Source organism: Salmonella sp. 5800, from assembly GCF_046558195.1.
GTDB classification, from domain to species: domain Bacteria; phylum Pseudomonadota; class Gammaproteobacteria; order Enterobacterales; family Enterobacteriaceae; genus Salmonella; species Salmonella enterica.
The window spans coordinates 111,403-134,816 of the sequence record NZ_JBGDOX010000006.1 but is presented as its reverse complement, the minus strand read 5'-3'; the positions used below and the strand labels follow the sequence as shown (position 1 = coordinate 134,816).

24 protein-coding genes and 2 tRNA genes are annotated in these 23,414 nt (G+C 54.9%); 16 read left to right on the top strand and 10 right to left on the bottom strand.

What is annotated here, in order from left to right:
* Positions 1–4 precede the first annotated feature (4 nt).
* The 7 genes from hycF (at position 5) to hypF (ending at position 6,150) form a co-directional block, all read left to right on the top strand.
* The gene (gene hycF / locus ACLJZ5_RS13155) at positions 5–547 is read left to right on the top strand and encodes a formate hydrogenlyase subunit HycF (protein WP_000493767.1); all 543 of its coding nucleotides are present in this window, start codon (positions 5–7) and stop codon (positions 545–547) included.
* Positions 547–1,314, top strand: coding sequence for a formate hydrogenlyase subunit HycG (gene hycG, locus ACLJZ5_RS13150; protein WP_000067422.1), 768 nt, complete (start codon positions 547–549; stop codon positions 1,312–1,314). The genes hycF and hycG overlap by 1 nt, the downstream gene beginning before the upstream one ends.
* Positions 1,311–1,721 (top strand): formate hydrogenlyase maturation HycH family protein, encoded by a 411-nt coding sequence (locus tag ACLJZ5_RS13145; RefSeq protein ID WP_000003725.1) that lies wholly within the window; start codon positions 1,311–1,313, stop codon positions 1,719–1,721. The genes hycG and ACLJZ5_RS13145 overlap by 4 nt, the downstream gene beginning before the upstream one ends.
* The gene (gene hycI, locus ACLJZ5_RS13140; protein ID WP_000132987.1) at positions 1,714–2,184 is read left to right on the top strand and encodes a hydrogenase maturation peptidase HycI; all 471 of its coding nucleotides are present in this window, start codon (positions 1,714–1,716) and stop codon (positions 2,182–2,184) included. Before ACLJZ5_RS13145 ends, hycI begins: the two co-directional genes overlap by 8 nt.
* A gap of 24 nt (positions 2,185–2,208) precedes the next feature.
* Complete coding sequence (locus ACLJZ5_RS13135) at positions 2,209–3,018, top strand: hypothetical protein (RefSeq protein WP_001747661.1); 810 nt, start codon at positions 2,209–2,211, stop codon at positions 3,016–3,018.
* Positions 3,019–3,218: 200 nt separating this feature from the next.
* The gene (gene hydN / locus ACLJZ5_RS13130) at positions 3,219–3,764 is read left to right on the top strand and encodes an electron transport protein HydN (protein ID WP_001078791.1); all 546 of its coding nucleotides are present in this window, start codon (positions 3,219–3,221) and stop codon (positions 3,762–3,764) included.
* 145 nt (positions 3,765–3,909) lie between these two features.
* Positions 3,910–6,150: a carbamoyltransferase HypF gene (gene hypF, locus ACLJZ5_RS13125; protein ID WP_024797816.1), complete on the top strand. Its 2,241-nt coding sequence runs from the start codon at positions 3,910–3,912 to the stop codon at positions 6,148–6,150.
* A gap of 96 nt (positions 6,151–6,246) precedes the next feature.
* On the opposite strand, the gene norW is transcribed toward hypF, so the two are convergent.
* Both norW and norV read right to left on the bottom strand, forming a co-directional pair.
* Positions 6,247–7,380 (bottom strand): NADH:flavorubredoxin reductase NorW, encoded by a 1,134-nt coding sequence (norW, locus tag ACLJZ5_RS13120; protein WP_000086344.1) that lies wholly within the window; start codon positions 7,378–7,380, stop codon positions 6,247–6,249.
* Positions 7,377–8,816, bottom strand: coding sequence for an anaerobic nitric oxide reductase flavorubredoxin (norV, locus tag ACLJZ5_RS13115; protein WP_000026004.1), 1,440 nt, complete (start codon positions 8,814–8,816; stop codon positions 7,377–7,379). Before norV ends, norW begins: the two co-directional genes overlap by 4 nt.
* 185 nt (positions 8,817–9,001) lie before the next feature.
* Here norV and norR point away from each other — a divergent pair, with 185 nt between their 5' ends.
* Complete coding sequence (gene norR / locus ACLJZ5_RS13110; RefSeq protein ID WP_024797815.1) at positions 9,002–10,522, top strand: nitric oxide reductase transcriptional regulator NorR; 1,521 nt, start codon at positions 9,002–9,004, stop codon at positions 10,520–10,522.
* Here norR and gutQ read toward each other — a convergent pair.
* The 7 genes from gutQ to srlA form a co-directional block, all read right to left on the bottom strand.
* Positions 10,519–11,484, bottom strand: coding sequence for an arabinose-5-phosphate isomerase GutQ (gutQ, locus tag ACLJZ5_RS13105; protein WP_024797814.1), 966 nt, complete (start codon positions 11,482–11,484; stop codon positions 10,519–10,521). The genes norR and gutQ overlap by 4 nt on opposite strands.
* Positions 11,477–12,250 (bottom strand): glucitol operon DNA-binding transcriptional repressor SrlR, encoded by a 774-nt coding sequence (gene srlR, locus ACLJZ5_RS13100; RefSeq protein WP_000804536.1) that lies wholly within the window; start codon positions 12,248–12,250, stop codon positions 11,477–11,479. The genes gutQ and srlR overlap by 8 nt, the downstream gene beginning before the upstream one ends.
* Before the next feature lie 197 nt (positions 12,251–12,447).
* Positions 12,448–12,807 carry a transcriptional regulator GutM gene (gutM, locus tag ACLJZ5_RS13095; protein WP_000255198.1) on the bottom strand — a complete coding sequence of 120 codons (360 nt, stop codon included), beginning with the start codon at positions 12,805–12,807 and terminating at the stop codon, positions 12,448–12,450.
* A gap of 76 nt (positions 12,808–12,883) precedes the next feature.
* Positions 12,884–13,663: a sorbitol-6-phosphate dehydrogenase gene (gene srlD, locus ACLJZ5_RS13090; RefSeq protein ID WP_001077372.1), complete on the bottom strand. Its 780-nt coding sequence runs from the start codon at positions 13,661–13,663 to the stop codon at positions 12,884–12,886.
* A gap of 11 nt (positions 13,664–13,674) precedes the next feature.
* Complete coding sequence (gene srlB / locus ACLJZ5_RS13085) at positions 13,675–14,037, bottom strand: PTS glucitol/sorbitol transporter subunit IIA (protein WP_000111555.1); 363 nt, start codon at positions 14,035–14,037, stop codon at positions 13,675–13,677.
* Between the two features lie 11 nt (positions 14,038–14,048).
* Positions 14,049–15,020 (bottom strand): PTS glucitol/sorbitol transporter subunit IIB, encoded by a 972-nt coding sequence (locus ACLJZ5_RS13080; RefSeq protein WP_000199039.1) that lies wholly within the window; start codon positions 15,018–15,020, stop codon positions 14,049–14,051.
* Positions 15,017–15,580: a PTS glucitol/sorbitol transporter subunit IIC gene (srlA, locus tag ACLJZ5_RS13075; protein WP_000573333.1), complete on the bottom strand. Its 564-nt coding sequence runs from the start codon at positions 15,578–15,580 to the stop codon at positions 15,017–15,019. The genes ACLJZ5_RS13080 and srlA overlap by 4 nt, the downstream gene beginning before the upstream one ends.
* A 253-nt stretch (positions 15,581–15,833) precedes the next feature.
* Here srlA and mltB point away from each other — a divergent pair, with 253 nt between their 5' ends.
* Complete coding sequence (mltB, locus tag ACLJZ5_RS13070) at positions 15,834–16,913, top strand: lytic murein transglycosylase B (RefSeq protein ID WP_000476826.1); 1,080 nt, start codon at positions 15,834–15,836, stop codon at positions 16,911–16,913.
* A 37-nt stretch (positions 16,914–16,950) separates the two neighbouring features.
* Here mltB and ACLJZ5_RS13065 read toward each other — a convergent pair whose 3' ends face one another.
* Complete coding sequence (locus ACLJZ5_RS13065; RefSeq protein ID WP_000053777.1) at positions 16,951–17,196, bottom strand: hypothetical protein; 246 nt, start codon at positions 17,194–17,196, stop codon at positions 16,951–16,953.
* A gap of 195 nt (positions 17,197–17,391) precedes the next feature.
* On the opposite strand from ACLJZ5_RS13065, the gene pncC reads away from it, so the two are divergent.
* The 7 genes from pncC (at position 17,392) to ACLJZ5_RS13030 (ending at position 23,411) form a co-directional block, all read left to right on the top strand.
* Positions 17,392–17,889: a nicotinamide-nucleotide amidase gene (gene pncC / locus ACLJZ5_RS13060; protein WP_010835022.1), complete on the top strand. Its 498-nt coding sequence runs from the start codon at positions 17,392–17,394 to the stop codon at positions 17,887–17,889.
* A gap of 84 nt (positions 17,890–17,973) precedes the next feature.
* Positions 17,974–19,035: a recombinase RecA gene (recA, locus tag ACLJZ5_RS13055; RefSeq protein WP_000963151.1), complete on the top strand. Its 1,062-nt coding sequence runs from the start codon at positions 17,974–17,976 to the stop codon at positions 19,033–19,035.
* Between the two features lie 116 nt (positions 19,036–19,151).
* Positions 19,152–19,652: a recombination regulator RecX gene (gene recX, locus ACLJZ5_RS13050; protein WP_024797813.1), complete on the top strand. Its 501-nt coding sequence runs from the start codon at positions 19,152–19,154 to the stop codon at positions 19,650–19,652.
* 235 nt (positions 19,653–19,887) lie between these two features.
* Positions 19,888–22,518, top strand: coding sequence for an alanine--tRNA ligase (gene alaS, locus ACLJZ5_RS13045; RefSeq protein WP_024797812.1), 2,631 nt, complete (start codon positions 19,888–19,890; stop codon positions 22,516–22,518).
* Positions 22,519–22,752: 234 nt separating this feature from the next.
* A complete protein-coding gene (gene csrA, locus ACLJZ5_RS13040) occupies positions 22,753–22,938 on the top strand; it encodes a carbon storage regulator CsrA (protein WP_000906486.1) in 186 nt (61 codons plus the stop codon).
* Positions 22,939–23,241: 303 nt separating this feature from the next.
* Positions 23,242–23,334: transfer RNA gene (locus ACLJZ5_RS13035), tRNA-Ser, on the top strand.
* A 3-nt stretch (positions 23,335–23,337) separates the two neighbouring features.
* A tRNA-Arg gene (locus ACLJZ5_RS13030) sits at positions 23,338–23,411 on the top strand.
* Positions 23,412–23,414 lie beyond the last annotated feature (3 nt).

Here is a 23,414-nt window from a genome sequence, read left to right as displayed (position 1 = left end):
CGACATGTTTACCTTTATCAAAAAAGTTATCAAAACCGGCACGGCGACCTCGTCTTATCCGCTGGAGCCGATTGCGGTTGATAAAAACTTCCGCGGCAAGCCGGAACATAATCCGCAGCAGTGCATCGGCTGCGCCGCCTGCGTTAATGCCTGCCCGTCGAACGCGCTGACGGTGGAAACCGATCTTGCGACCAATGAGCTGGCGTGGCAATTCAATCTTGGCCGCTGCATCTTCTGCGGCCGCTGCGAAGAGGTGTGCCCGACGGCGGCGATCAAACTGTCGCAAGAGTACGAACTGGCAGTGTGGAAGAAAGAAGATTTCCTGCAACAGTCCCGCTTTGCGCTGTGCAACTGCCGCGTGTGTAATCGTCCTTTCGCCGTACAGAAAGAGATTGACTACGCCATTGCGCTGCTTGCGCACAACGGCGACAGCCGCGCGGAAAACCACCGCGAAAGCTTTGAGACCTGCCCGGACTGTAAGCGTCAGAAATGCCTGGTGCCGTCCGACCGTATTGAACTGACTCGCCATATGAAAGAGGTCAGCTAATGAGCAATTTATTAGGCCCGCGTGACGCCAACGGTATTCCGGTACCGATGACGGTGGATGAATCCATCGCCAGCATGAAAGCGTCTCTACTGAAAAATATTAAGCGTTCGGCATACGTTTACCGCGTGGACTGCGGCGGCTGTAACGGCTGTGAAATCGAAATCTTTGCGACGCTGTCGCCGCTGTTTGATGCCGAGCGTTTCGGTATCAAAGTGGTACCGTCGCCGCGTCATGCCGATATTCTGCTGTTTACCGGCGCGGTGACCCGCGCCATGCGCTCTCCGGCGCTGCGCGCCTGGCAGTCGGCGCCGGACCCGAAAATTTGTATCTCTTACGGTGCCTGCGGCAACAGCGGCGGCATCTTCCACGATCTCTACTGCGTCTGGGGCGGTACCGACAAAATCGTCCCGGTGGATGTGTATATTCCAGGCTGCCCGCCAACGCCTGCGGCGACGCTGTATGGCTTTGCGATGGCGCTTGGCCTGCTGGAGCAGAAAATCCACGCCCGCGCGCCGGGTGAGCTGGACGAGCAGCCCGCAGAGATCCTGCATCCGGATATGGTGCAGCCGCTGCGCGTGAAGGTGGATCGCGCGGCGCGCCGGCTGGCGGGTTATCGCTATGGTCGTCAGATCGCCGATGATTACCTGACACAGTTGGGGCAGGGCGAGCAGCAAGTGGCGCGTTGGCTGGAAGCGGAAAACGATCCGCGTTTAACCGAAATTGTCACCCATCTCAATCATGTTGTTGAAGAGGCGCGTATCCGATGAGCGAACAGGTGGTGTTCAGTCAACTGAGCCGTAAGTTTATTGATGAGAACGATGCGACGCCTGCCGAGGCGCAGCAGGTTGTCTATTACAGCCTGGCGATTGGTCACCACCTGGGGGTTATCGATTGCCTGGAGGCCGCGCTCACCTGCCCATGGGATGAGTATCTGGCGTGGATCGCCACCCTGGAAGCCGGTAGCGATGCCCGGCGTAAAATGGAAGGCGTGCCGAAGTATGGCGAGATCGTCATCGATTTCAACCATGTGCAAATGCTGGCGCGCGCGTTTGATGAGGCGCGCGCCGCGCAGACCCCGCAGCAGCAAGAATGGAGCAAACTGATGCTCAGTATGCTGCATGACATTCATCAGGAAAGCGCCATCTACCTGATGGTGAGGAGGCTTCGTGACTGACGTTTTACTCTGTGTCGGCAACAGCATGATGGGCGACGACGGCGCAGGCCCGTTATTGGCGGAAATGTGTGCGGCGCAGCCGAAGGGTAATTGGGTGGTGATTGATGGCGGCAGCGCGCCGGAAAACGACATTGTGGCGATTCGCGAACTGCGCCCGCAGCGTCTGTTGATTGTCGACGCCACCGACATGGGACTTAATCCGGGCGAGATCCGCATTATCGATCCGGATGATATCGCCGAAATGTTTATGATGACCACCCACAATATGCCGCTCAACTACCTGGTCGATCAGCTCAAAGAGGATGTCGGCGAGGTGATTTTTGTTGGTATCCAGCCGGATATCGTCGGGTTTTATTATCCGATGACTCAACCGATTAAGGACGCGGTAAACACTGTCTATCAGCGCCTGGAAGGCTGGCAGGGAAACGGCGGATTTGCCGCGCTGGAAGCGCCGGAGGCGTAAAATGCGTACCCATTGGACGGATTTGTGTTCCCCGGCATAGGCGGTAAGAAGAACGTGAAGGTTATCGTATGGAGCGGACTGCTATTTTTCTGCATCGCCGCGCGCGCACTGGCCACCGGTTTTGTCGGTTACCTGCCGATGAGCGACGGTGAATATGCGCAAAAGCGTGCGCTGAAGCCGCTGTTGACCCTGCCTTATTCTGTATCGCCCGACCAGACCTGGCATTTTCGCCAGGTCGGAGTCAGTGGCGTGACGCTACTGCCGGAGCCGAAAAAAGATAACGAATGGCGGATTAGCGGAAAAGACAGAGCCGGTAATTCGTGGGTTGTCCCGGTGGGAATGCTGATTAATTTGGCGGGTAATGCGCAATTTTATCGTGCTGACCTCGATCGTAACGGCATTCAGGATCTGGTTATCTGGTTGGGCAATCCTGGGTTGGGCCTGGCGCCGAGCGCGCAATACATCATTTTCACCTTTCTCAAGAATGGCCGCCCCTGCGTCTTTGAACCGTGGGGGTTTTATACCGCCACCGATACTGGCGTCGATGATTTGCTTGATTTACAGGGCAATGGGCGCACGCAACTGTTGGATATGCAGTTTGACTCAGGCTACTGGATAACCAATTTATATCAGGTGAAGGACGCCCGCTGGCAGCGCGTACACGGCTGGTTTGGCCGGTTGAGTTATCCGGCGCTGACCCGTTTTAATCACTATCCTGGCCGTAAATTAATTATCAAACCTATTGCCGGAAGGAATCCGCAAACGGACGATCTTTCCCTTACGCAGCGCTGTTTAATACGCGGTAACGTATTGCCAGGCGTTAATCAGGATTGATGCCAGTTGCGGTGCAGAGTTGGCTGGCTATCACTGCAAATTTTGACCACCACTGGCGACATTACGTGTCATCGACACTTGTGACGATGACACGTAAATGCTCACGAAAATAGAAATAATATTCTTAAATAACAATGAAATAAAAATTGGCACGATTCGTGTATATATCGACACATCATCTGTTATTGCTGGAGAATTTGATGAACCGTTTCATCATTGCAGACGCGAGTAAGTGCATTGGTTGCCGTACCTGTGAAGTGGCTTGCGTCGTATCCCATCAGGAAAATCAGGATTGCGCATCGCTGACCCCTGAAACCTTTTTACCTCGTATCCATGTCATCAAAGGCGTGAATGTTTCCACGGCAACGCTGTGTCGCCAGTGTGAAGACGCGCCGTGCGCCAACGTTTGCCCGAATGGCGCCATCAGCCGTGACAAAGGCTTTGTTCATGTGATGCAGGAACGCTGCATTGGCTGTAAAACTTGCGTAGTGGCATGTCCTTACGGCGCCATGGAAGTGGTGGTACGTCCGGTGGTTCGCAATAGCGGCGCGGGGCTGAACGTGCGTGCCGAAAAAGCCGAAGCCAACAAGTGCGATCTGTGTCACCACCGTGAAGCCGGTCCGGCCTGTATGGCCGCTTGCCCAACGCACGCCCTCATCTGCGTGGACCGCAATAAGCTTGAACAGCTGAGCGCGGAAAAACGCCGTCGTGCAGCGCTGGATTCAACGGCATCGCTGCTTTTCTGATTTCTGCGATTGCGCGTAGAATACGCCACAAAGCATTGCCGGATGGCGGCATCAATGCCTTATCCGGTCTACGGTCCGTGCGGTTGTAGGCCTGATAAGCGTCGCGCCATCAGGCATCCGGGTTCGATGATGGCGGGAAAATAAGATGGCGATAGACACACCTTCCGGCGTACAGCTACGCATTCGGGGCAAAGTACAGGGCGTCGGTTTTCGTCCTTTTGTCTGGCAGCTGGCGCAGCAGTTGCGATTACACGGCGACGTGTGTAATGACGGCGACGGCGTCGTCGTTCGGCTGCTGGAAGATCCGTCGCAATTTATTGCCGCGCTCTATCAGGATTGCCCGCCGCTGGCGCGCATTGACAGCGTTGAACACGCGTCGTTGGTATGGGAGCGCGCACCGACGGATTTCACCATTCGTCAGAGCGCAGGCGGTTCGATGAACACGCAAATCGTGCCGGATGCGGCGACCTGCCCGGCATGTCTTGCCGAGATGAATACCCCAGGCGAGCGGCGCTACCGTTATCCTTTCATCAATTGCACCCACTGCGGACCACGCTTCACCATTATTCGCGCTATGCCCTATGACCGGCCATTTACGGTGATGGCGGCGTTTCCCTTGTGTCCGGAATGCGACAGCGAATACCGCGATCCGTACGATCGCCGTTTTCATGCCCAGCCCGTTGCCTGTCCGTCATGCGGGCCGCATCTTGAGTGGCGGAGCCAACATGAACGAGCGGAAAAAGAGGCGGCTTTGCAGGCGGCGGTCGCCCAACTGAACGCCGGAGGCATTATTGCCGTTAAAGGGCTGGGTGGTTTTCATCTGGCCTGCGATGCGCGCAACGATAACGCAGTGGCGATGCTGCGGGCGCGTAAACATCGCCCGGCGAAACCATTGGCGGTGATGTTGCCCACGGCGCAAACGCTGCCGAGCGCGGCGCGTTCGCTGCTGACCACGTCAGCGGCCCCGATTGTGCTGGTGGATAAGCAGTATGTACCTTCGCTGAGTGAGGGCATCGCGCCAGGACTTACGGAGGTGGGTGTGATGCTGCCAGCCAACCCATTGCAACACCTCTTGTTGCAGGAGCTCAATTACCCGCTGGTGATGACATCCGGCAACCTGAGCGGCAGACCGCCCGCCATCACCAACGAACAGGCGCTGGACGATTTACACGATATTGCCGATGGTTTTCTGTTGCACAATCGCGACATTGTACAGCGCATGGACGACTCTGTCGTGCGCGACAGCGGCGAAATGCTGCGTCGTTCGCGGGGATACGTGCCGGACGCAATTGCGTTGCCGCCCGGATTTCGCGATGTGCCGCCGATACTTTGTCTGGGCGCGGATCTGAAAAACACGTTCTGTCTGGTACGCGGCGAACAGGCGGTTGTCAGCCAGCATTTAGGCGATCTCAGCGATGACGGTATCCAGGCGCAGTGGCGCGAGGCATTGCGTTTGATCCAGTCAATCTACGATTTTACCCCAGAGCGTATCGTCTGTGATGCGCATCCGGGCTATGTTTCCAGTCAGTGGGCCAGTGAGATGCGTCTACCGACAGAGACGGTGTTACACCATCATGCCCATGCGGCGGCTTGCCTGGCCGAGCATGGGTGGCCGCTGGACGGCGGAGAGGTGATTGCCCTGACGGTAGACGGTATCGGCATGGGTGAGAATGGCGCGCTATGGGGCGGAGAATGTTTGCGGGTCAATTATCGCGAGTGCGAACATTTAGGTGGTTTACCCGCCGTGGCGCTGCCGGGAGGCGATCTGGCTGCCAAACAGCCGTGGCGTAATCTGTTGGCGCAGTGCCTGCGCTTTGTGCCGGACTGGCTGGATTACCCGGAGACAGCGGGGCTGCAACAGCAAAACTGGCATGTCCTGGCGCGCGCCATTGAGCGCGGCGTCAATGCCCCGTTGGCCTCTTCCTGCGGGCGGTTGTTTGACGCGGTGGCTGCCGCGCTTCGCTGCGCGCCAGCATCGCTTAGCTATGAGGGCGAGGCCGCCTGCGCGCTGGAGGCGCTGGCCTCTCAATGCGCTAACGTTGAGCATCCGGTAACGATGCCGCTTAACGGCGCTCAACTGGACGTCGCCGTTTTCTGGCGGCAATGGTTGAACTGGCAGGCCACGCCCGCGCAACGCGCCTGGGCTTTTCATGATGCGCTGGCGTGCGGGTTTGCCACGCTAATGCGCCAGCAGGCTACGGCGCGGGGGATAACCACTCTGGTCTTCAGCGGCGGGGTGATACACAACCGCTTACTGCGCGCGCGTCTTGCCTTTTATCTTTCTGATTTTAAATTGTTATTTCCGCAGCGGTTACCAGCGGGCGACGGCGGGCTGTCGTTTGGACAGGGCGTGATTGCCGCAGCGCGAGCGTTAAGTGAAGTGTAGGGCACCGGATGGCGGCTGCGCCTTATCTGGCCTGTAAACAGATGCTCACTCGTAGGCCGGATAAGACGCGAAGCGGCGCTATCCGGCATCACAGGCTTATACGGACAACGTTTTCAGCAGTGCAAAGGCCTCTTTCATGCGGTCTTCACTCACCACAAAGGCGCGTAGTTGGCCTTCTCCACTCATGCCTTTGGCAATCATACCGTCAGATTCTGCGGTAATCTGCCAGCTCAAATCGCGGCGCTGAGTTTCTCCCGCCAGATGCAGCGGCAGTTCCGGCGTTTTGACTTTGACCAGCATCGCCGGTAGCTTCAGCGGCGCGTTGCCGCCGAGCAGATTTTTCGCCAGGTACATCGCACTTAACTGGATCGGTTGCAGGAAGGGCAGCACCTGACCGTTGATCTCCGCGCAGTCGCCGATCGCATAAATATCCGGGTGACTGGTCTGTAGATAGCTATCCACGCAGACGCCGCGGTTGACGGCTACCCCGGCGCGGCGCGCCAGAGCGGTTTCCGGGCGTAAGCCGGTGGCGGCAATCACCGCATCGACCTCAATACTACGCTGGCTTACCAGCGTAGCGCGGATACCGGCTTCGGTTTTCTCCAGTTTTTGCAACTGCGATTTCAGCAGCAGATGCACCCCCATATCGGTCAGGTGATGCTGTAAGCGACTGCTCACTTCCGGTGGCATCAGTGAGGCGAGAAGGCTGGCGGCGTTATCCATCAACGTTACCGTTTTCCCGGCGCGGCAGAAATCCATCGCTAATTCACTGCCAATGAGACCGCCGCCGACAATCATCACTCGCTGCGCGTCGCGCAGTTGTGTCTCACAGGCGCGGTACTCCTGCTGGCTATTCAAAGTAAGCATTAACTCACGTCCTGTAATCGGCGGTACAAAGGCTGTCGCCCCGGTCGCCAGTACCAGCTTGTCGTACTGCCACTGCTTATCCTGACTTTTCACCACATGGGCATCGGCATCAATGTCAGCAACCCAGGTATGCGGGAACAGTCGCAGATTAAACTGTTCAGCAAATTCCCCCGCTAACTGGCGGGTGAGATCATCGGCGCGCTGCGACTGGCTGATAACGTGGCTGAGATCGGGCTTGTTGTACTCATCCATACTGTCCGCCGCAATCAGGGTTAACGGCACATGCGCATCTTGTTTACGGATATTTTTGACGAGCTGGCGGGCGGCGAAGCCCGATCCAATAATGATGATCCCCCGACTCATTTTGCCTCCGTCGCCAGTACGTCGAACACGTCTTTACCTAATGAACATTCCGGGCACAGGAAGTTATCTGGCACGTCGCTCCACGGCGTACCCGGCGCGACATCCTGCAACGGCTCGCCCAGCGCAGGGTCGTAAATCCACTGGCATACGCTGCATTGCATTTTAGGGCCGAGGTCTGCGGCGGCGCAGGTTGTGGTTTCTTCGGCTGGCGTGGTTTTCTGTGTGATTTCCGGCAGCGGAGCAAGCGCCCACTGACGCGCGATGTCGCGACCGTGCTGACGGCACAACTCCAGCGCATCCAGATCCGGACGCCATTTCGCTTTCAGGCTCAGGGACATTTCAAAACCGGCATCCTGTAAGCGCGTGGACAGTCGATCCACCGCGCCGCCGCTCCAGCCATGAGAACCGAAGGCGCTGGCGCGCTTGTTGCGAAAGCGCAGGCCGGTCATCTCTTCCACCAGACCAGCGATTTTCGGCATCATCACGTTGTTCATGGTAGAAGTGCCGACCAGAACGCCTTTCGAACGGAAGACGTTGGTCAATATTTCATTTTTATCGCTGCGGGCGACGTTAAAGATTTTGACCGCCACGTTGGGGTCCACTTCGTTGATACCCTGCGCGATGGCATCCGCCATCATGCGAGTATTGTTCGACATGGTATCGTAGAAAATAGTGATACGATCTTCCTGATAATCTGCCGCCCATTTCAGATACAGTTCCACGATTTGCGTTGGGTTGTCGCGCCATACCACGCCGTGTGAGGTGGCAATCATATCCACCGGCAGGTTGAAGCCGAGGATTTCGGTAATTTTTGGCGTTACCAGACGGCTGAACGGCGTCAGGATATTGGCGTAGTAGCGCTGGCATTGTTCAAACAGTTCAGTTTGGTCCACTTCATCATTGAACAGGCGCTCGTCGCAGTAGTGCTGACCAAAGGCGTCGTTGCTGAATAACACCGCGTCGCCGGTCATATAGGTCATCATGCTGTCCGGCCAGTGCAGCATCGGCGTTTCCACGAAGATCAACTGCTTGCCGTTGCCGATATCCAGCGTATCGCCGGTTTTCACCACCTTAAAATTCCATTCCGGGTGATGGTGATGGCCGTTGATAGAGTCAATGGCGTTGGCGGTACAGTAGATAGGCGTGTCCGGGATCTGCGCCATCAGTTCGGTCAGCGCGCCTGCATGGTCTTCTTCGGCATGGTTAATGATGATGTAGTCGATGTCCGCGAGGTCGATTTCACTGCGCAGGTTTTGCACAAACTCACGGCTAAACTTATGATCGACGGTATCGATCAGCACATTCTTTTCTTCACGAATGAGATAGCTGTTATAGCTGCTGCCGCGCAGAGTTTTGTATTCAGTGCCGTGAAAATCACGTACTTCCCAGTCGCGCTGGCCAACCCAATGAATATTATTTTTAACCAGGATAGACATAACCACCTCAATTCATTCAACGTTTGCAAAAAGTTGTTTTGCTTATTGCAGGTAGTGTGCCAACTTTACATCTTATTGATTTATATGAAGTTATAATAAGTTTGTATTTTTGATATAGTCAAAAAGACTATAAATGATGCTGTCAATATGACACTATAGATTGTCAAAATGACAATGAGGTAACCATGAGTTTTTCCGTGGAGGTATTGGCGGGCATCGCCATTGAGTTACAACGCGGTATTGGGCATCAGGATCGTTTTCAGCGGCTGATTACTACGCTGCGTCAGGTGCTGGCGTGCGACGCCTCGGCGCTGTTGCGTTATGAATCACGACAATTTACTCCACTGGCGATTGATGGCCTGGCGCAGGACGTCCTCGGCAGACGTTTTACCCTGGAAGGCCATCCGCGCCTGGAAGCCATCGCCCGCGCGGGGGACGTGGTGCGTTTTCCGGCTGATAGCGATTTACCCGATCCGTATGACGGGTTAATTCCCGGACAGGAAAGCCTGAAAGTCCACGCCTGTGTTGGTCTGCCGCTGTTTGCCGGACAGAACCTCATCGGTGCGCTGACCCTTGATGCTATGACGCCGGAGCAGTTCGAGGTATTTAGCGATGAAGAGCTACGGCTTGTCGCCGCGCTGGCCGCCGGGGCATTGAGTAATGCGCTGTTAATTGAACAACTGGAAAGCCAGAACATGCTGCCGGGGTCGTCAGGCGTGTTTGAACCGATAAAAGAGACGCACATGATCGGCCTGTCGCCGGCGATGACGCAGTTGAAAAAAGAGATCGAGATTGTGGCGGGCTCCGATCTTAACGTGCTGATCGGCGGTGAAACGGGGACCGGTAAAGAGCTGGTGGCGAAAGCTATTCACCAGGGCTCCCCCAGAGCGGTCAATCCGCTGGTCTATCTCAACTGCGCCGCGCTGCCGGAAAGCGTGGCGGAGAGCGAGTTGTTTGGTCATGTAAAAGGGGCTTTTACCGGGGCTATCAGTAATCGTAGCGGTAAGTTCGAAATGGCCGACAACGGTACGCTGTTTCTGGATGAGATTGGCGAACTGTCGCTGGCGCTACAGGCCAAACTACTTCGCGTGTTGCAGTATGGCGATATTCAGCGCGTCGGCGACGATCGTAGCCTGCGCGTGGATGTGCGGGTGTTGGCGGCGACCAACCGTGACCTGCGTGAAGAGGTGCTGGCGGGGCGTTTTCGCTCCGATCTGTTCCATCGCCTGAGCGTTTTCCCGCTCTTTGTGCCGCCGCTGCGCGAGCGCGGCGATGATGTGGTGCTGCTGGCGGGCTATTTTTGCGAGCAGTGCCGACTGCGGCTGGGGCTGTCCCGCGTGGTGCTGAGTCCCGACGCGCGCCGCCATTTGCTCAACTATGGCTGGCCGGGCAACGTCCGGGAGCTGGAACATGCCATTCACCGTGCGGTTGTGCTGGCGAGAGCGACCCGGGCAGGGGATGAGGTGATACTGGAGGCGCAGCATTTTGCCTTGTCAGAGGACGTTTTACCCGCGCCGCCTGCGGAAAGCTTTCTGGCGCTGCCAACCTGCCGCAATTTGCGCGAATCGACGGAGAACTTTCAGCGAGAGATGATTCGCCAGGCGCTGGCGCAAAATAATCATAACTGGGCGGCCTGCGCGCGAGCGCTGGAAACCGACGTCGCCAACCTGCATCGGCTGGCGAAGCGTCTGGGACTGAAGGATTAGATAATCCCCGCCTGGTAGAAATCCTGTAGGTTAATGGCGCCGGTGAGTTTGCCGTTTTCATCGACCACTGGCGCGGCGGTAATTTTGCGCTTCATCAGGAGCTCTTTGGCGTCAATGGCGCGGCTTTGCGCCTGGAGCGTAATACCGTTGGGCGTCATGGCTTCGCTTACCGGCGTGGTGAGCGCGCCGTCGCCCACCAGCCAGCGACGCAGGTCGCCGTCGGTAAAGACGCCTTTCACAACATGTTGCTCATCGCAAACCGCCACCAGCCCCAGCCCGGTACGGCTAAGTTCCAGCATGGCATCCATCACGCTGGTGGCAAGCATCACCTGCGGTATTGCATCGCCCTGGCGCATCAGGTGATGCACATTATTGAGCAAACGCGCGCCCAGTGCGCCAGCCGGATGCGAACGGGCGAAATCTTCTTCGTTAAAACCGCGCGCCTGCATGACTGCCATCGCCAGCGCATCGCCCATCATCAGCGTATTGACGGTACTGGACGTCGGTGCCAGATGCATCGGGCAGGCTTCACGCTCGACGGAAATATCCAGAACGGCATTTGCCGCTCGCCCCAGCGGAGAGTGAGGTTTACCGGTCATCGCCAGCAGCGCGACGGATTTATCTTCCAGACGCGGGATGATGAGGTCGAGTTCTTTTGCGCCGCCGGAATAGGAGATAAATAACATTACGTCGCGGCTTTCAATCATCCCCAGATCGCCATGCAGTGCTTCCGCCGGATGAACAAAAAAAGCGGGAGTACCGGTACTGGCAAGCGTCGCGGCGATTTTTTTACCAATATGACCTGATTTACCAATGCCGGAAACGATCACTTTGCCTTCACAGTGAATAATGATATTGGCGGCGCGGACAAAATCATCGCCCAGACGCTCTGGTAGACGGCTGGCTTCCTGTAGCTCCAGCATTAAGGTCTGACGGCCCGCGTTTAGTAGTGCATCACTCATTGCTTTCTCCGGTTATGATTACTTCAATCCCTTTTGCTTCCAGCGCCTGACGAAATGCCGGATCGATCCCCGCGTCCGTGATCAGTTTGTCGACGGTTTCCAGACTGCACACCACATTGGGGCTTTTACGACCAAATTTTGAGGAGTCCGCCATCAGAATCACCTCGCGTGCTGCATTACACATTGCGTTACTGACGGTGTAAACCTCATTGAACGTGGTCACACCGACATTCAGGTCAATACCGTCAGTTCCCATGAAAAGTTTATCAAAGCTGAATTGCTCAAAGGCGTTTTCCGCCAGTTGACCGTGAAACGACGCCGATTTTTTACGGAAGGTGCCGCCGGGCATCAGGATAGTTTGTTCGTTGTCCAGTTCCGATAGCGCGTTGACAATATGGAGGCTGTTGGTCATCACCGTGATGTTGCTAAAACGCGAAAGCAACGGCACCATCTGTAACACGGTACTTCCGGCGTCCAGAATAATGGAATCGCCATCATGGATATATTTCACAGCGGCTGCGGCTATCAGCGCTTTTTTGTGGGTGTTGATAAGCGTTTTGTGATCAATAGGCGGATCGGACTCTTCTTTATTCAACACCACGCCGCCATAGGTGCGGATGACGGTTCCGGCATTTTCCAGAATGACCAGATCTTTACGGATAGTGGTGCCTGTCGTGTCAAAGTACTGGGCCAGTTCTTCAACCGAGCATTTTCCCTGTTTTTGCAGGTGCTCCAGAATCGCGGCCTGACGCTGACGAGGTTTCATAGGCGTGATTACCCTGACTTATGTATTTACCCGTCATACTTCACGCTGCATGTGCGTTGGCTTTCCTCGCTCACCCCGGTCACGTACTGATGTACGCTCCTGGGATTCACTGCGTCGCCGCCTTCCTGCAACTCGAATTATTTAGGGTATTGGTTGCAAAATGATAATTTCGCAAGCTATACGCATTCACAACGAAATTACCCATGTTTCAGTTTAAGCGCCAATGATAGTGCATTCTGCGCGAGCGAATCATGGGGAAAGATCACATCAGGCTGTAATTCATGCAAATGTTTTCCTTGCATTGCGGCAATTTTAACCGGTCTGGCGAATACCGTAAGGCCTTTCATCAATAAAGTGTCCGTCACCCGCTGCTGTTCGTCCAGCGCCACGGCAACCACCACCCGGGGCTTAAAACGCCCGCCGGAGCGCCCGACGCCGACCCGCCCCTGTTGGCTAAGTTTATCGAAGGCCCGATTAAAGCGGGAAATCTGCCAGCCGCCCAGCGCCAGTTGCGCACACCAGGCGATAACGGCGACGGTAATCAGAGTGGAAACCATAATATGCTCCTGTTGGTTTGCCTGATGGCGGCGTAACCGTCTTATCCGGCCTACGGCGCCATCCGGCAATTCACGGTCAGAACATCACTTGACCGCCGGTTACGTTGATCGACTGCCCGGTGCAATAAGACGCTTTCGGGCTGGCATAAAATAACAGCATGTTCAGCACATCCTGATAATCACACCCGCGTTTGAGTGGTACCTTATCAATGTAATACTGTTCCACCTCGTCGGGCTTAATGCCCAGTTTAGTGGCGTATTGCGGCAGCAGTGACTGGAACATTGGCGATTTCAACAGGTTGCCGAGCATCAACGAGTGTACGGTAATGCCGTATTCCGCCAGATCCAGCGCCAGAGACTGGGTTAACCCCACGCCGCCGAATTTCGCCGCGCTGTAGCCGGAGTTGTGTTTACTGCCCACTTTGCCGGATTTAGAGTTAATCTGAATAATGCGCCCCTGAATGCCGTCGCGGATCATCAGGCGGGAAAACTCACGGGCGCAGAGGAAATAGCCCACCAGATTCACCTGTAGCGAGCGGTCAAAATCGCCCAACTGGAAATCGCTGATAAACGCCGCTTTGGCGATACCCGCGCTGTAAACCAGCAGATCGACGCGCCCGAAAATTTCGTCTACGCCGCGGGACAGCGCCAGCACGCTCTGCTCGCTGGTAGCGTCGGCGCCAAAACCGTACGCCATACCTTCGCCAAAATCGGCGTTAATTTCCTGGGCGACATTCGCGGCTTTATCGCTTTGAATATCAACGACCGCCACGCGGTATCCTTCTTCTGCAAGCCCACGGCAAAGGAATGCCCCCAGGGTCTGGCCTCCGCCAATGACAACGGCAACTTGATTCATGTTTTTTCTCCTTAAGCGACAAACGTCAAAATACAGCCCGGCGCGATATCGTCCGGTACAGGCCCCGCAACGTGTACGGTGCCGGGAAATTCTGCTTCACGCAGACCATCGAAGCGCAAAGTGATATGCCCCAGTTCACGCAGGTTTTGCTCGGCTACGCTGCCGACCGCCGTGACCGGATAGCAATGTTGGCCCAATTCACACCGCGCGCCAGGCTGCAGCGCGCCGGTCAGTTCGCCATGACAATGGATGAAGCAAAATTCTTCGATATCCGCCGGCGCGCCTTCCCGAAACGTAATCAGCATCTGTTCGCCGAGCGCCTCCATCGCGCTCTGGCCGATACGGGTGATAGTGGTTTGATAAATCACGCTCATGTCTGAACCTCTTATTGATAGATAAAGCCGGAAACAAACCAGGCGATAAGTACCGTGGGCGCGCCAGTCAGGAAGCGTCCGACCAGCACGGAAGGTACGCCGACGCGAACGGTGTCTTGTTTCGCTTCCGCCAGTGACAGGCCGACCGGGATAAAGTCGCAGGCCGCCTGCGCGTTAATCGCGAACAGGGCGGGAAGCGCCAGATGCGGGGGGATATTGCCCAGGCCTATCTGAACGCCGATCAGGACGCCAATGACCTGAGCGATAACCGCGCCAGGGCCGAGAAAGGGCGACAGCAGCGGGAAAGAGCAGATCAATGCCAGCGTCACCAGCCCCAGTGGATGGCTGGCTAATGGCGCCAGGCCGTGGGCGATCCAGTCGCCAAGACCTGAGGCCATAATGATGCCGATCAGCGCCGAAACGAACGCCATAAACGGCAGGATTGTTTTCAGGACCGTATCAATGGTGTCGCGACCGGACTGGAACAGTACCGCCACGGCGGAGCCCATTCCCATACCGACTTTTGCCAGCAGCCCGTCGCTCTGCTCGGTGATTTTTTTGCTGGTGTCGTAGTCACGTCCTAATGTCGTTTTGGCAGGCTGGGGACTGGCAGGCGTTTCGCCGACAAGAGTAATGTTTTCTTCTTTTACGCCGGAGACATAAATATCCTCAACAATATACTGCGCCAGTGGGCCGGACTTACCCGTCGAGTGAATATTAATGGTTGGAATCCGGCGTTTCGGATAGATACCGCAGCGCAGCGTACCGCCGCAGTCGATAATGGCCGCGCCGATTTCCGCTTCCGGCGGTTCGCCTTCTTTAAAGCCGTCCACCGCTTGCCAGCCTGTTAGTTGCGCCAGTTTGTCGACGATGGCCGGGCGCGTACCGGCTGTGATATAGACGATCTTTTTGCCTGGCGTAACGTCCAGTTCAAGCGGGCCGCCCCAGCCGCCGGCGCCTTTCTCAATACGAACCCGTGTCATGATACCGCTCCTGTCAGATGAACTTTCTGCTCAAGTTGAATCCCCATTTTTTTCTCAAAAATAGCGGTGGTGAGATCGGTGACCCAACCGCGGAAGAAGTTCGTCACCAGACCTACCAGCAGATAGCTCACCGCGAGCGGGCCGAGAGGAAGCCCTAACGTGGTGAGTCCGCTGGCGATACCCAGATAAACAAACAGTTCGCCGGGATTGATATGCGGAAACAGACCGTTCATGGAGTGACAGCTATAGGAGGCCGCCGCGTAATAGCTCGGCTTGTACTTCTCCGGCATAAAGCGTCCCAAACTCAGGGTCATCGGATTACAAAAAACAAATGTCCCGATACACGGTAAAAGCAGGTAACGAGATAGCGGATTTCCGGCACAACGTTGGGCAAAACGCTCAATACGCTGCTGGCCGATAAAATTGATGAGCGCATTCATGATAACCAGCAGGCTTATCAGTAGCGGAAGAATACCTGTCACCATACCGGTAAACACCTCTCCGCCTTTCTGGAATAACCCGATGAACCACTCCGCACCATGTGTAATGGTTTCGATCATTGTTCTCTCCTGTAGGGTTTTTAGTTTTCTTGCTAATTTCCTGTTCATTGTAATCATGTTGAAAGATTAAAAAGTGTTATTGTGATCGCAAAATAAAAGAAAAATATTTTAAGTTGAAAGATTGCGGGAGTGGGGGAGCGGATACAAACTGAAAAGAGGAGAAAGGTGATTTATTCTCTTGTGCCGCTTCCTTGTGCGGCGGGGGATGCTTTACCATACTTCTCCCTGGCTGAATTTGTTTAATGGATGTCTCATGTTCAAGCGTCGTTATGTAGCGTTACTTCCACTTTGCGTATTGCTTGCTGCCTGTAGCAGCACGCCAAAATCTTCCGAGACTCAAGCGACGACGGGCACGTCTTCCGGCGGCTTCCTGCTTGAGCCGCAGCATAACGTCATGCAAATGGGCGGCGACTTCGCCAACAACCCTAATGCGCAGCAGTTCATTGATAAAATGGTCAGTAAACACGGTTTCGACCGTCAGCAGCTGCAGGAGATCCTCTCGCAGTCTAAAAGACTGGATTACGTCCTGCGTCTGATGGACAGACAAGCGCCGACCACTCAGCCGCCCGCTGGACCAAATGGCGCCTGGTTGCGCTACCGCAAACAATTTATTACGCCGGATAACGTGCAAAACGGCGTCGCGTTCTGGAATCAGTATGAAGACGCGCTGAACCGCGCCTGGCAGGTATACGGCGTACCGCCGGAAATCATCGTGGGGATTATCGGCGTGGAAACCCGCTGGGGACGTATCATGGGGAAAACGCGGATTCTGGACGCGCTGGCGACGCTGTCATTTAACTATCCGCGCCGGGCGGAATATTTCTCCGGCGAGCTGGAAACCTTCCTGCTCATGGCGCGCGATGAGCAAGACGATCCGCTCAATCTGAAAGGTTCCTTTGCGGGCGCGATGGGCTACGGCCAGTTTATGCCATCTTCCTATAAAGAATATGCGGTCGATTTCAATGGCGATGGGCACATTAACTTGTGGGATCCGGTAGATGCCATCGGCAGTGTGGCGAACTACTTCAAGGCGCATGGTTGGGTGAAAGGCGATACGGTTGCGGTGCCGGCGAATGGTCAGGCGCCGGGACTGGCGAATGGTTTCAAAACAAAATACAGCCTCTCTCAGCTTGCCGCCGCAGGCTTAACGCCGCAGCAATCGTTGGGCAATCATCAGGAAGCCAGCCTGCTGCGTCTGGATATCGGTACGGGCTACCAGTACTGGTACGGCCTGCCGAACTTCTACACCATTACCCGATATAACCACAGCACGCATTATGCGATGGCGGTTTGGCAACTGGGCCAGGCGGTAGCGCTGGCGCGGGTGCGCTAATTTACGCTTAGGGAGGGGAGTCCCCCCTCCGCTATTATTATGGCTTTTTGGGCTGATTCTCTGCCTGCAAGTGGGATATCTTCTTTGATAGTGCCAGACTATATCCCAGACATCCCAGGCCTAAGATAATTTGACCGCCATCATACGGTTCAAAATAGCCTGACGACAATATATTCAGTACTCCCATGACAAGTGAACAGACGCCGCCAATTGTGGCCCATAGCCGTAGTTGGGTGGTTTGTTTTAGTGTTTGCTGTGTGCTTTCCGTTTTTTTGAGTGACATCCTTGCTTTCTCTCCGTGCGTGTAAATTTAGCGACATGGTACTGCTATTTAGTCATGTGCTACCTCATTTCATTCTGCATAAATAACCTGCTGGCATTTTTTCGGAATCCGACTCGTAAAATCGACTGCTCGTCCCCATCTCTGGTGAGAAAGTGCTATCTTGTGCGGCAGGATTTCTAACTGACAGAGGTCATGATGACTGACAGTGAACTGATGCGGCTTAGCGAGCAGGTCGGGCTGGCGTTAAAAGCGCGCGGGGCGACCGTAACGACAGCAGAGTCCTGTACCGGCGGCTGGCTGGCGAAAGCCATTACCGACACCGCCGGAAGCTCCGCCTGGTTTGAACGCGGCTTTGTCACCTATAGTAATGAAGCCAAAGCGCAGATGATTGGCGTGCGTGAAGAGACTCTGGCGCAGCATGGCGCGGTCAGCGAACCCGTAGTGGTCGAAATGGCGATCGGGGCGCTGAAGGCCGCTCGCGCCGATTTTGCTGTCGCTATTAGCGGGATTGCCGGGCCGGATGGCGGCAGTGAAGAAAAGCCGGTTGGTACGGTGTGGTTTGCTTTCGCCAGCGTCAGCGGAGAAGGGATTACGCGTCGGGAATGCTTCAGCGGCGACCGTGAATCGGTGCGCCGACAGGCGACGACGTACGCGCTACAAACCCTGTGGCAACAATTTCTACAAAACACTTGATACTGTATGAGCATACAGTATAATTGCTTTAACAGTACGAATTCACTATCCGGTTCAATACCAAGTTGCATGACAGGAGTAATAATGGCTATCGACGAAAACAAACAGAAAGCGTTGGCGGCAGCACTGGGCCAAATTGAAAAGCAATTTGGTAAAGGCTCCATCATGCGTCTGGGTGAAGACCGTTCTATGGATGTGGAAACTATCTCCACCGGTTCGCTTTCACTGGACATCGCACTCGGTGCGGGCGGTCTGCCGATGGGGCGTATCGTCGAAATTTACGGGCCGGAATCTTCCGGTAAAACGACCCTGACGCTGCAGGTGATTGCCGCTGCGCAGCGTGAAGGTAAAACCTGTGCGTTTATCGATGCGGAACACGCGCTTGACCCCGTTTACGCACGCAAGCTGGGCGTCGATATCGATAACCTGCTCTGTTCTCAGCCGGATACCGGCGAGCAGGCGCTGGAAATCTGTGACGCGCTGGCGCGTTCAGGCGCGGTGGACGTCATTGTGGTCGACTCCGTAGCGGCGCTAACGCCGAAAGCGGAAATCGAAGGCGAAATCGGCGACTCTCACATGGGCCTCGCGGCGCGTATGATGAGCCAGGCGATGCGTAAGCTGGCGGGGAACCTGAAACAGTCCAACACGCTGTTGATTTTCATCAACCAGATCCGTATGAAGATTGGCGTGATGTTCGGTAACCCGGAAACCACCACCGGCGGTAACGCGCTGAAATTCTACGCCTCTGTTCGTCTTGATATCCGTCGTATTGGCGCGGTGAAAGAGGGCGATAATGTCGTGGGTAGCGAAACGCGTGTGAAAGTGGTGAAAAACAAAATCGCCGCGCCGTTTAAGCAGGCCGAGTTCCAGATCCTCTACGGTGAAGGCATCAACTTCTATGGCGAACTGGTTGACCTGGGCGTGAAAGAGAAGCTGATCGAGAAAGCGGGCGCATGGTACAGCTACAACGGCGAGAAGATTGGCCAGGGTAAAGCGAACGCGACTACCTGGCTGAAAGAGAACCCGGCGACAGCGAAAGAGATCGAGAAAAGGGTACGTGAATTACTGTTGAGTAATCAGAATACCACGCCTGATTTCGCCGTTGACGATAGCGAAGGCGTTGCAGAAACCAACGAAGATTTTTAATCATCAGGTGATGGTGGGTCGGACAAAACGAAGCCGCCATTCAGCAAAACGTTAAATTACCATCAAGGGCTGCATTTATGCGGCCCTTTTGGCATTTACCCCTGTTAAGGTTTTTTATGAGTGAACCCACATCGCGCCGTCCCGCTTATGCTCGTCTCCTTGATCGTGCGGTACGTATTCTTGCTGTCCGCGATCACAGCGAGCAGGAATTACGGCGTAAACTCTCCGCGCCGGTGATGGGCAAAAATGGGCCGGAAGAGATTGATGCGACGGCAGACGATTATGAACGCGTGATCGCCTGGTGCCACGAACATCACTATCTTGATGACGAGCGCTTCGTGATGCGCTTTATCGCCAGTCGTAGCCGTAAAGGCTATGGCCCGGCGCGTATTCGCCAGGAGTTGAATCAGAAAGGCATTTCCCGTGAATCGACTGAAAAAGCGATGCGAGAATGTGAAATTGACTGGCGTGAAATGGCACGTGAACAGGCCGTTCGCAAATATGGCGAGCCGCTCCCTTCAAACTTTTCAGAAAAGGTTAAGGTACAGCGCTTTTTGCTCTATCGCGGGTATCTGATGGACGATATCCAGCAAATATGGCGAAATTTTGCAGATTGAGCGCATACGGGATTTTACTTCCCGGTAAAGAAAACTTATCTTATTCCCACTTTTTCCGTCTGGACGCGGGTTGCTTAACGGCGAACAGCGTCTGCGACGAATATTCCTTAAATACACAAAATCATTCAAGCCGCATCAAAGCGGCAAGTGAGCCTCGGGAACGCGTGACCGGGAAACTCGCAGCCAACGCAGAGGCGGCCTGAAGGATGAAGTGTAGCTTGATTTCAGGATAATTATGAGCAAGAGCACCGCTGAGATCCGTCAGGCGTTTCTCGACTTTTTCCATAGTAAAGGGCATCAGGTAGTTGCCAGCAGTTCCCTGGTGCCTAACAATGACCCCACTCTGTTGTTTACCAATGCCGGGATGAACCAGTTCAAGGATGTTTTCCTTGGGCTCGATAAACGTAATTATTCCCGTGCAACCACTTCCCAGCGTTGCGTACGCGCGGGGGGTAAACACAACGATCTGGAAAACGTCGGATACACTGCACGTCACCATACTTTCTTCGAAATGCTGGGCAACTTCAGCTTCGGCGATTACTTCAAACACGACGCCATTCAGTTCGCATGGGAATTACTGACCGGTGAAAACTGGTTTGCTCTGCCAAAAGAGCGTTTATGGGTCACCGTCTATGAAACCGACGACGAAGCCTATGAGATCTGGGAAAAAGAAGTCGGCATCCCGCGCGAGCGTATTATCCGTATTGGCGACAATAAAGGCGCGCCATACGCATCGGATAACTTCTGGCAGATGGGCGATACCGGTCCCTGCGGTCCGTGCACCGAAATCTTCTACGATCATGGCGACCACATCTGGGGCGGCCCTCCGGGAAGCCCGGAAGAAGACGGCGATCGCTATATTGAGATCTGGAACATCGTCTTTATGCAGTTCAACCGTCAGGCTGACGGGACTATGGAACCATTGCCGAAACCGTCTGTAGATACCGGTATGGGGCTGGAGCGTATTGCCGCGGTACTGCAACACGTTAACTCTAACTATGACATCGACCTGTTCCGCACGTTGATTGAAGCGGTAGCGAAAGTCACCGGCGCCACCGATCTGGGTAATAAATCGCTGCGCGTTATCGCCGACCACATCCGTTCTTGCGCATTCCTGGTTGCCGATGGCGTGCTGCCGTCGAATGAAAACCGTGGCTATGTGCTGCGTCGCATTATTCGTCGCGCGGTTCGTCACGGCAACATGCTGGGCGCGAAAGAGACCTTCTTCTACAAGCTGGTTGGGCCGCTGATTGAGGTAATGGGCTCCGCAGGCGAAGAGTTGAAACGTCAGCAGGCGCAGGTCGAGCAGGTTCTGAAAACGGAAGAAGAGCAGTTCGCCCGTACGCTGGAGCGCGGTCTGGCGCTGCTGGATGAAGAACTGGCGAAATTGCAGGGTGATACCCTGGACGGCGAAACCGCTTTCCGTCTGTATGATACTTATGGTTTCCCGGTCGATCTAACGGCGGACGTCTGCCGTGAGCGCAACATCAAAGTCGATGAAGCCGGTTTTGAAGCCGCTATGGAAGAGCAACGCCGTCGCGCGCGCGAAGCTAGCGGTTTTGGCGCGGACTACAACGCGATGATCCGCGTTGATAGCGCTTCTGAATTTAAAGGTTATGACCATCTGGAACTGAACGGCAAAGTGACCGCGCTGTTTGTCGATGGTAAAGCGGTTGAAGTGATTAACGCGGGACAGGAAGCAGTTGTCGTGCTGGATCAGACCCCATTCTATGCGGAATCAGGCGGTCAGGTTGGCGATAAAGGCGAGCTGAAAGGCGCTGGATTTACTTTCGCTGTGGACGACACGCAAAAATATGGTCAGGCGATTGGTCATATCGGCAAATTGTCTGCGGGCGCTCTGAAAGTGGGCGATGCGGTACAGGCTGACGTAGATGAAGCGCGCCGCGCACGTATCCGTCTGAACCACTCCGCCACGCACCTGATGCACGCGGCGTTGCGCCAGGTGCTTGGGACACACGTTGCGCAGAAAGGTTCGCTGGTTAGCGATAAAGTGCTGCGCTTCGACTTCTCGCACAATGAAGCGATGAAGCCGTCGGAGATTCGTCAGGTTGAAGATTTGGTGAATGCGCAAATCCGTCGCAACCTGCCGATTGAAACGAACATCATGGATCTCGAAGCGGCGAAGGCGAAAGGCGCCATGGCGCTGTTTGGCGAGAAATACGACGAACGTGTACGCGTTCTGAGCATGGGCGATTTCTCTACCGAACTGTGCGGCGGTACTCACGCCAGTCGTACCGGTGATATCGGTCTATTCCGTATTATCTCTGAGTCCGGCACCGCAGCGGGCATTCGTCGTATTGAGGCGGTAACCGGTGAAGGCGCTATGGCCACCGTTCATGCGCAAAGCGATCGCTTAAACGATATTGCGCATCTGCTGAAGGGCGACAGCCAGAATCTGGGCGACAAAGTGCGCGCCGTGCTGGAACGTACACGTCAGCTGGAAAAAGAGTTGCAGCAGTTGAAGGACCAGGCCGCAGCGCAGGAGAGTGCAAATCTTTCCAGTAAAGCGGTCGATCTCAACGGCGTGAAGCTCCTGGTCAGCGAGCTTGCTGGTATTGAGCCGAAAATGCTGCGAACCATGGTTGATGATCTGAAAAATCAACTGGGGTCTACCGTTATCGTACTGGCAACGGTTGTTGAAGGTAAGGTTTCTCTGATTGCGGGCGTGTCGAAGGATGTGACCGACCGGGTTAAAGCAGGGGAATTGATTGGTATGGTCGCTCAGCAGGTGGGCGGTAAGGGTGGCGGTCGTCCGGACATGGCGCAAGCCGGTGGTACGGATGCGGCAGCTCTGCCTGCAGCGTTAGCCAGTGTACAAGGCTGGGTCAGCGCAAAATTGCAATAATTATAAGCGTTCGTTGGCGCCGCAGCTCGTGCTGCGGCGTTTACGTCAACGCTATCGACAACGATAAAGTCAGGTTGAAGTTTTGTATATCGGCTAAACTTAGGTTTAACAGAATGTAATGCCATGACTGCTTACACCTAAGGTGTTTGTCATCGCTTACTTTTTGGCGTTATATGATGGATAATGCCGGGATACAGAGAGACCCGACTCTTTTAATCTTTCAAGGAGCAAAGAATGCTGATTCTGACTCGTCGAGTTGGTGAGACCCTCATGATTGGCGATGAGGTCACCGTGACAGTTTTAGGGGTGAAGGGCAACCAGGTGCGTATTGGCGTGAACGCCCCGAAAGAAGTTTCTGTCCATCGTGAAGAGATCTACCAGCGTATCCAGGCTGAAAAATCCCAGCAGTCCAGTTACTAAGGTTTTCGCGTCTCACTTTTCGGGTGAGACGCAGCCTCTCTTCTCGCTCGCCCGCGTTGTCCCTTCATGACTTTTTTCAACCTCACTGTTGATATGGTGCGCTTTTGGTGGCCAGCGTGTCATCAAATTATCTGTTGATAAAACACTCTTTTTGGCTTTTTTACAGACTAATTGAGCGTGAAGTGTGCAAACGATAAAAGCTCTGGAAAAATTGTTTGACTTATAAGTCCCAGAAAGTAATATGTGCGCCACGCAGCGACGATGAGCAGAACAAGTTCTTCGAAGCACTCGTAAGAGGCGTGTGGTGAGGTGGCCGAGAGGCTGAAGGCGCTCCCCTGCTAAGGGAGTATGCGGTCAAAAGCTGCATCCGGGGTTCGAATCCCCGCCTCACCGCCATTTGCATCCGTAGCTCAGCTGGATAGAGTACTCGGCTACGAACCGAGCGGTCGGAGGTTCGAATCCTCCCGGATGCACCT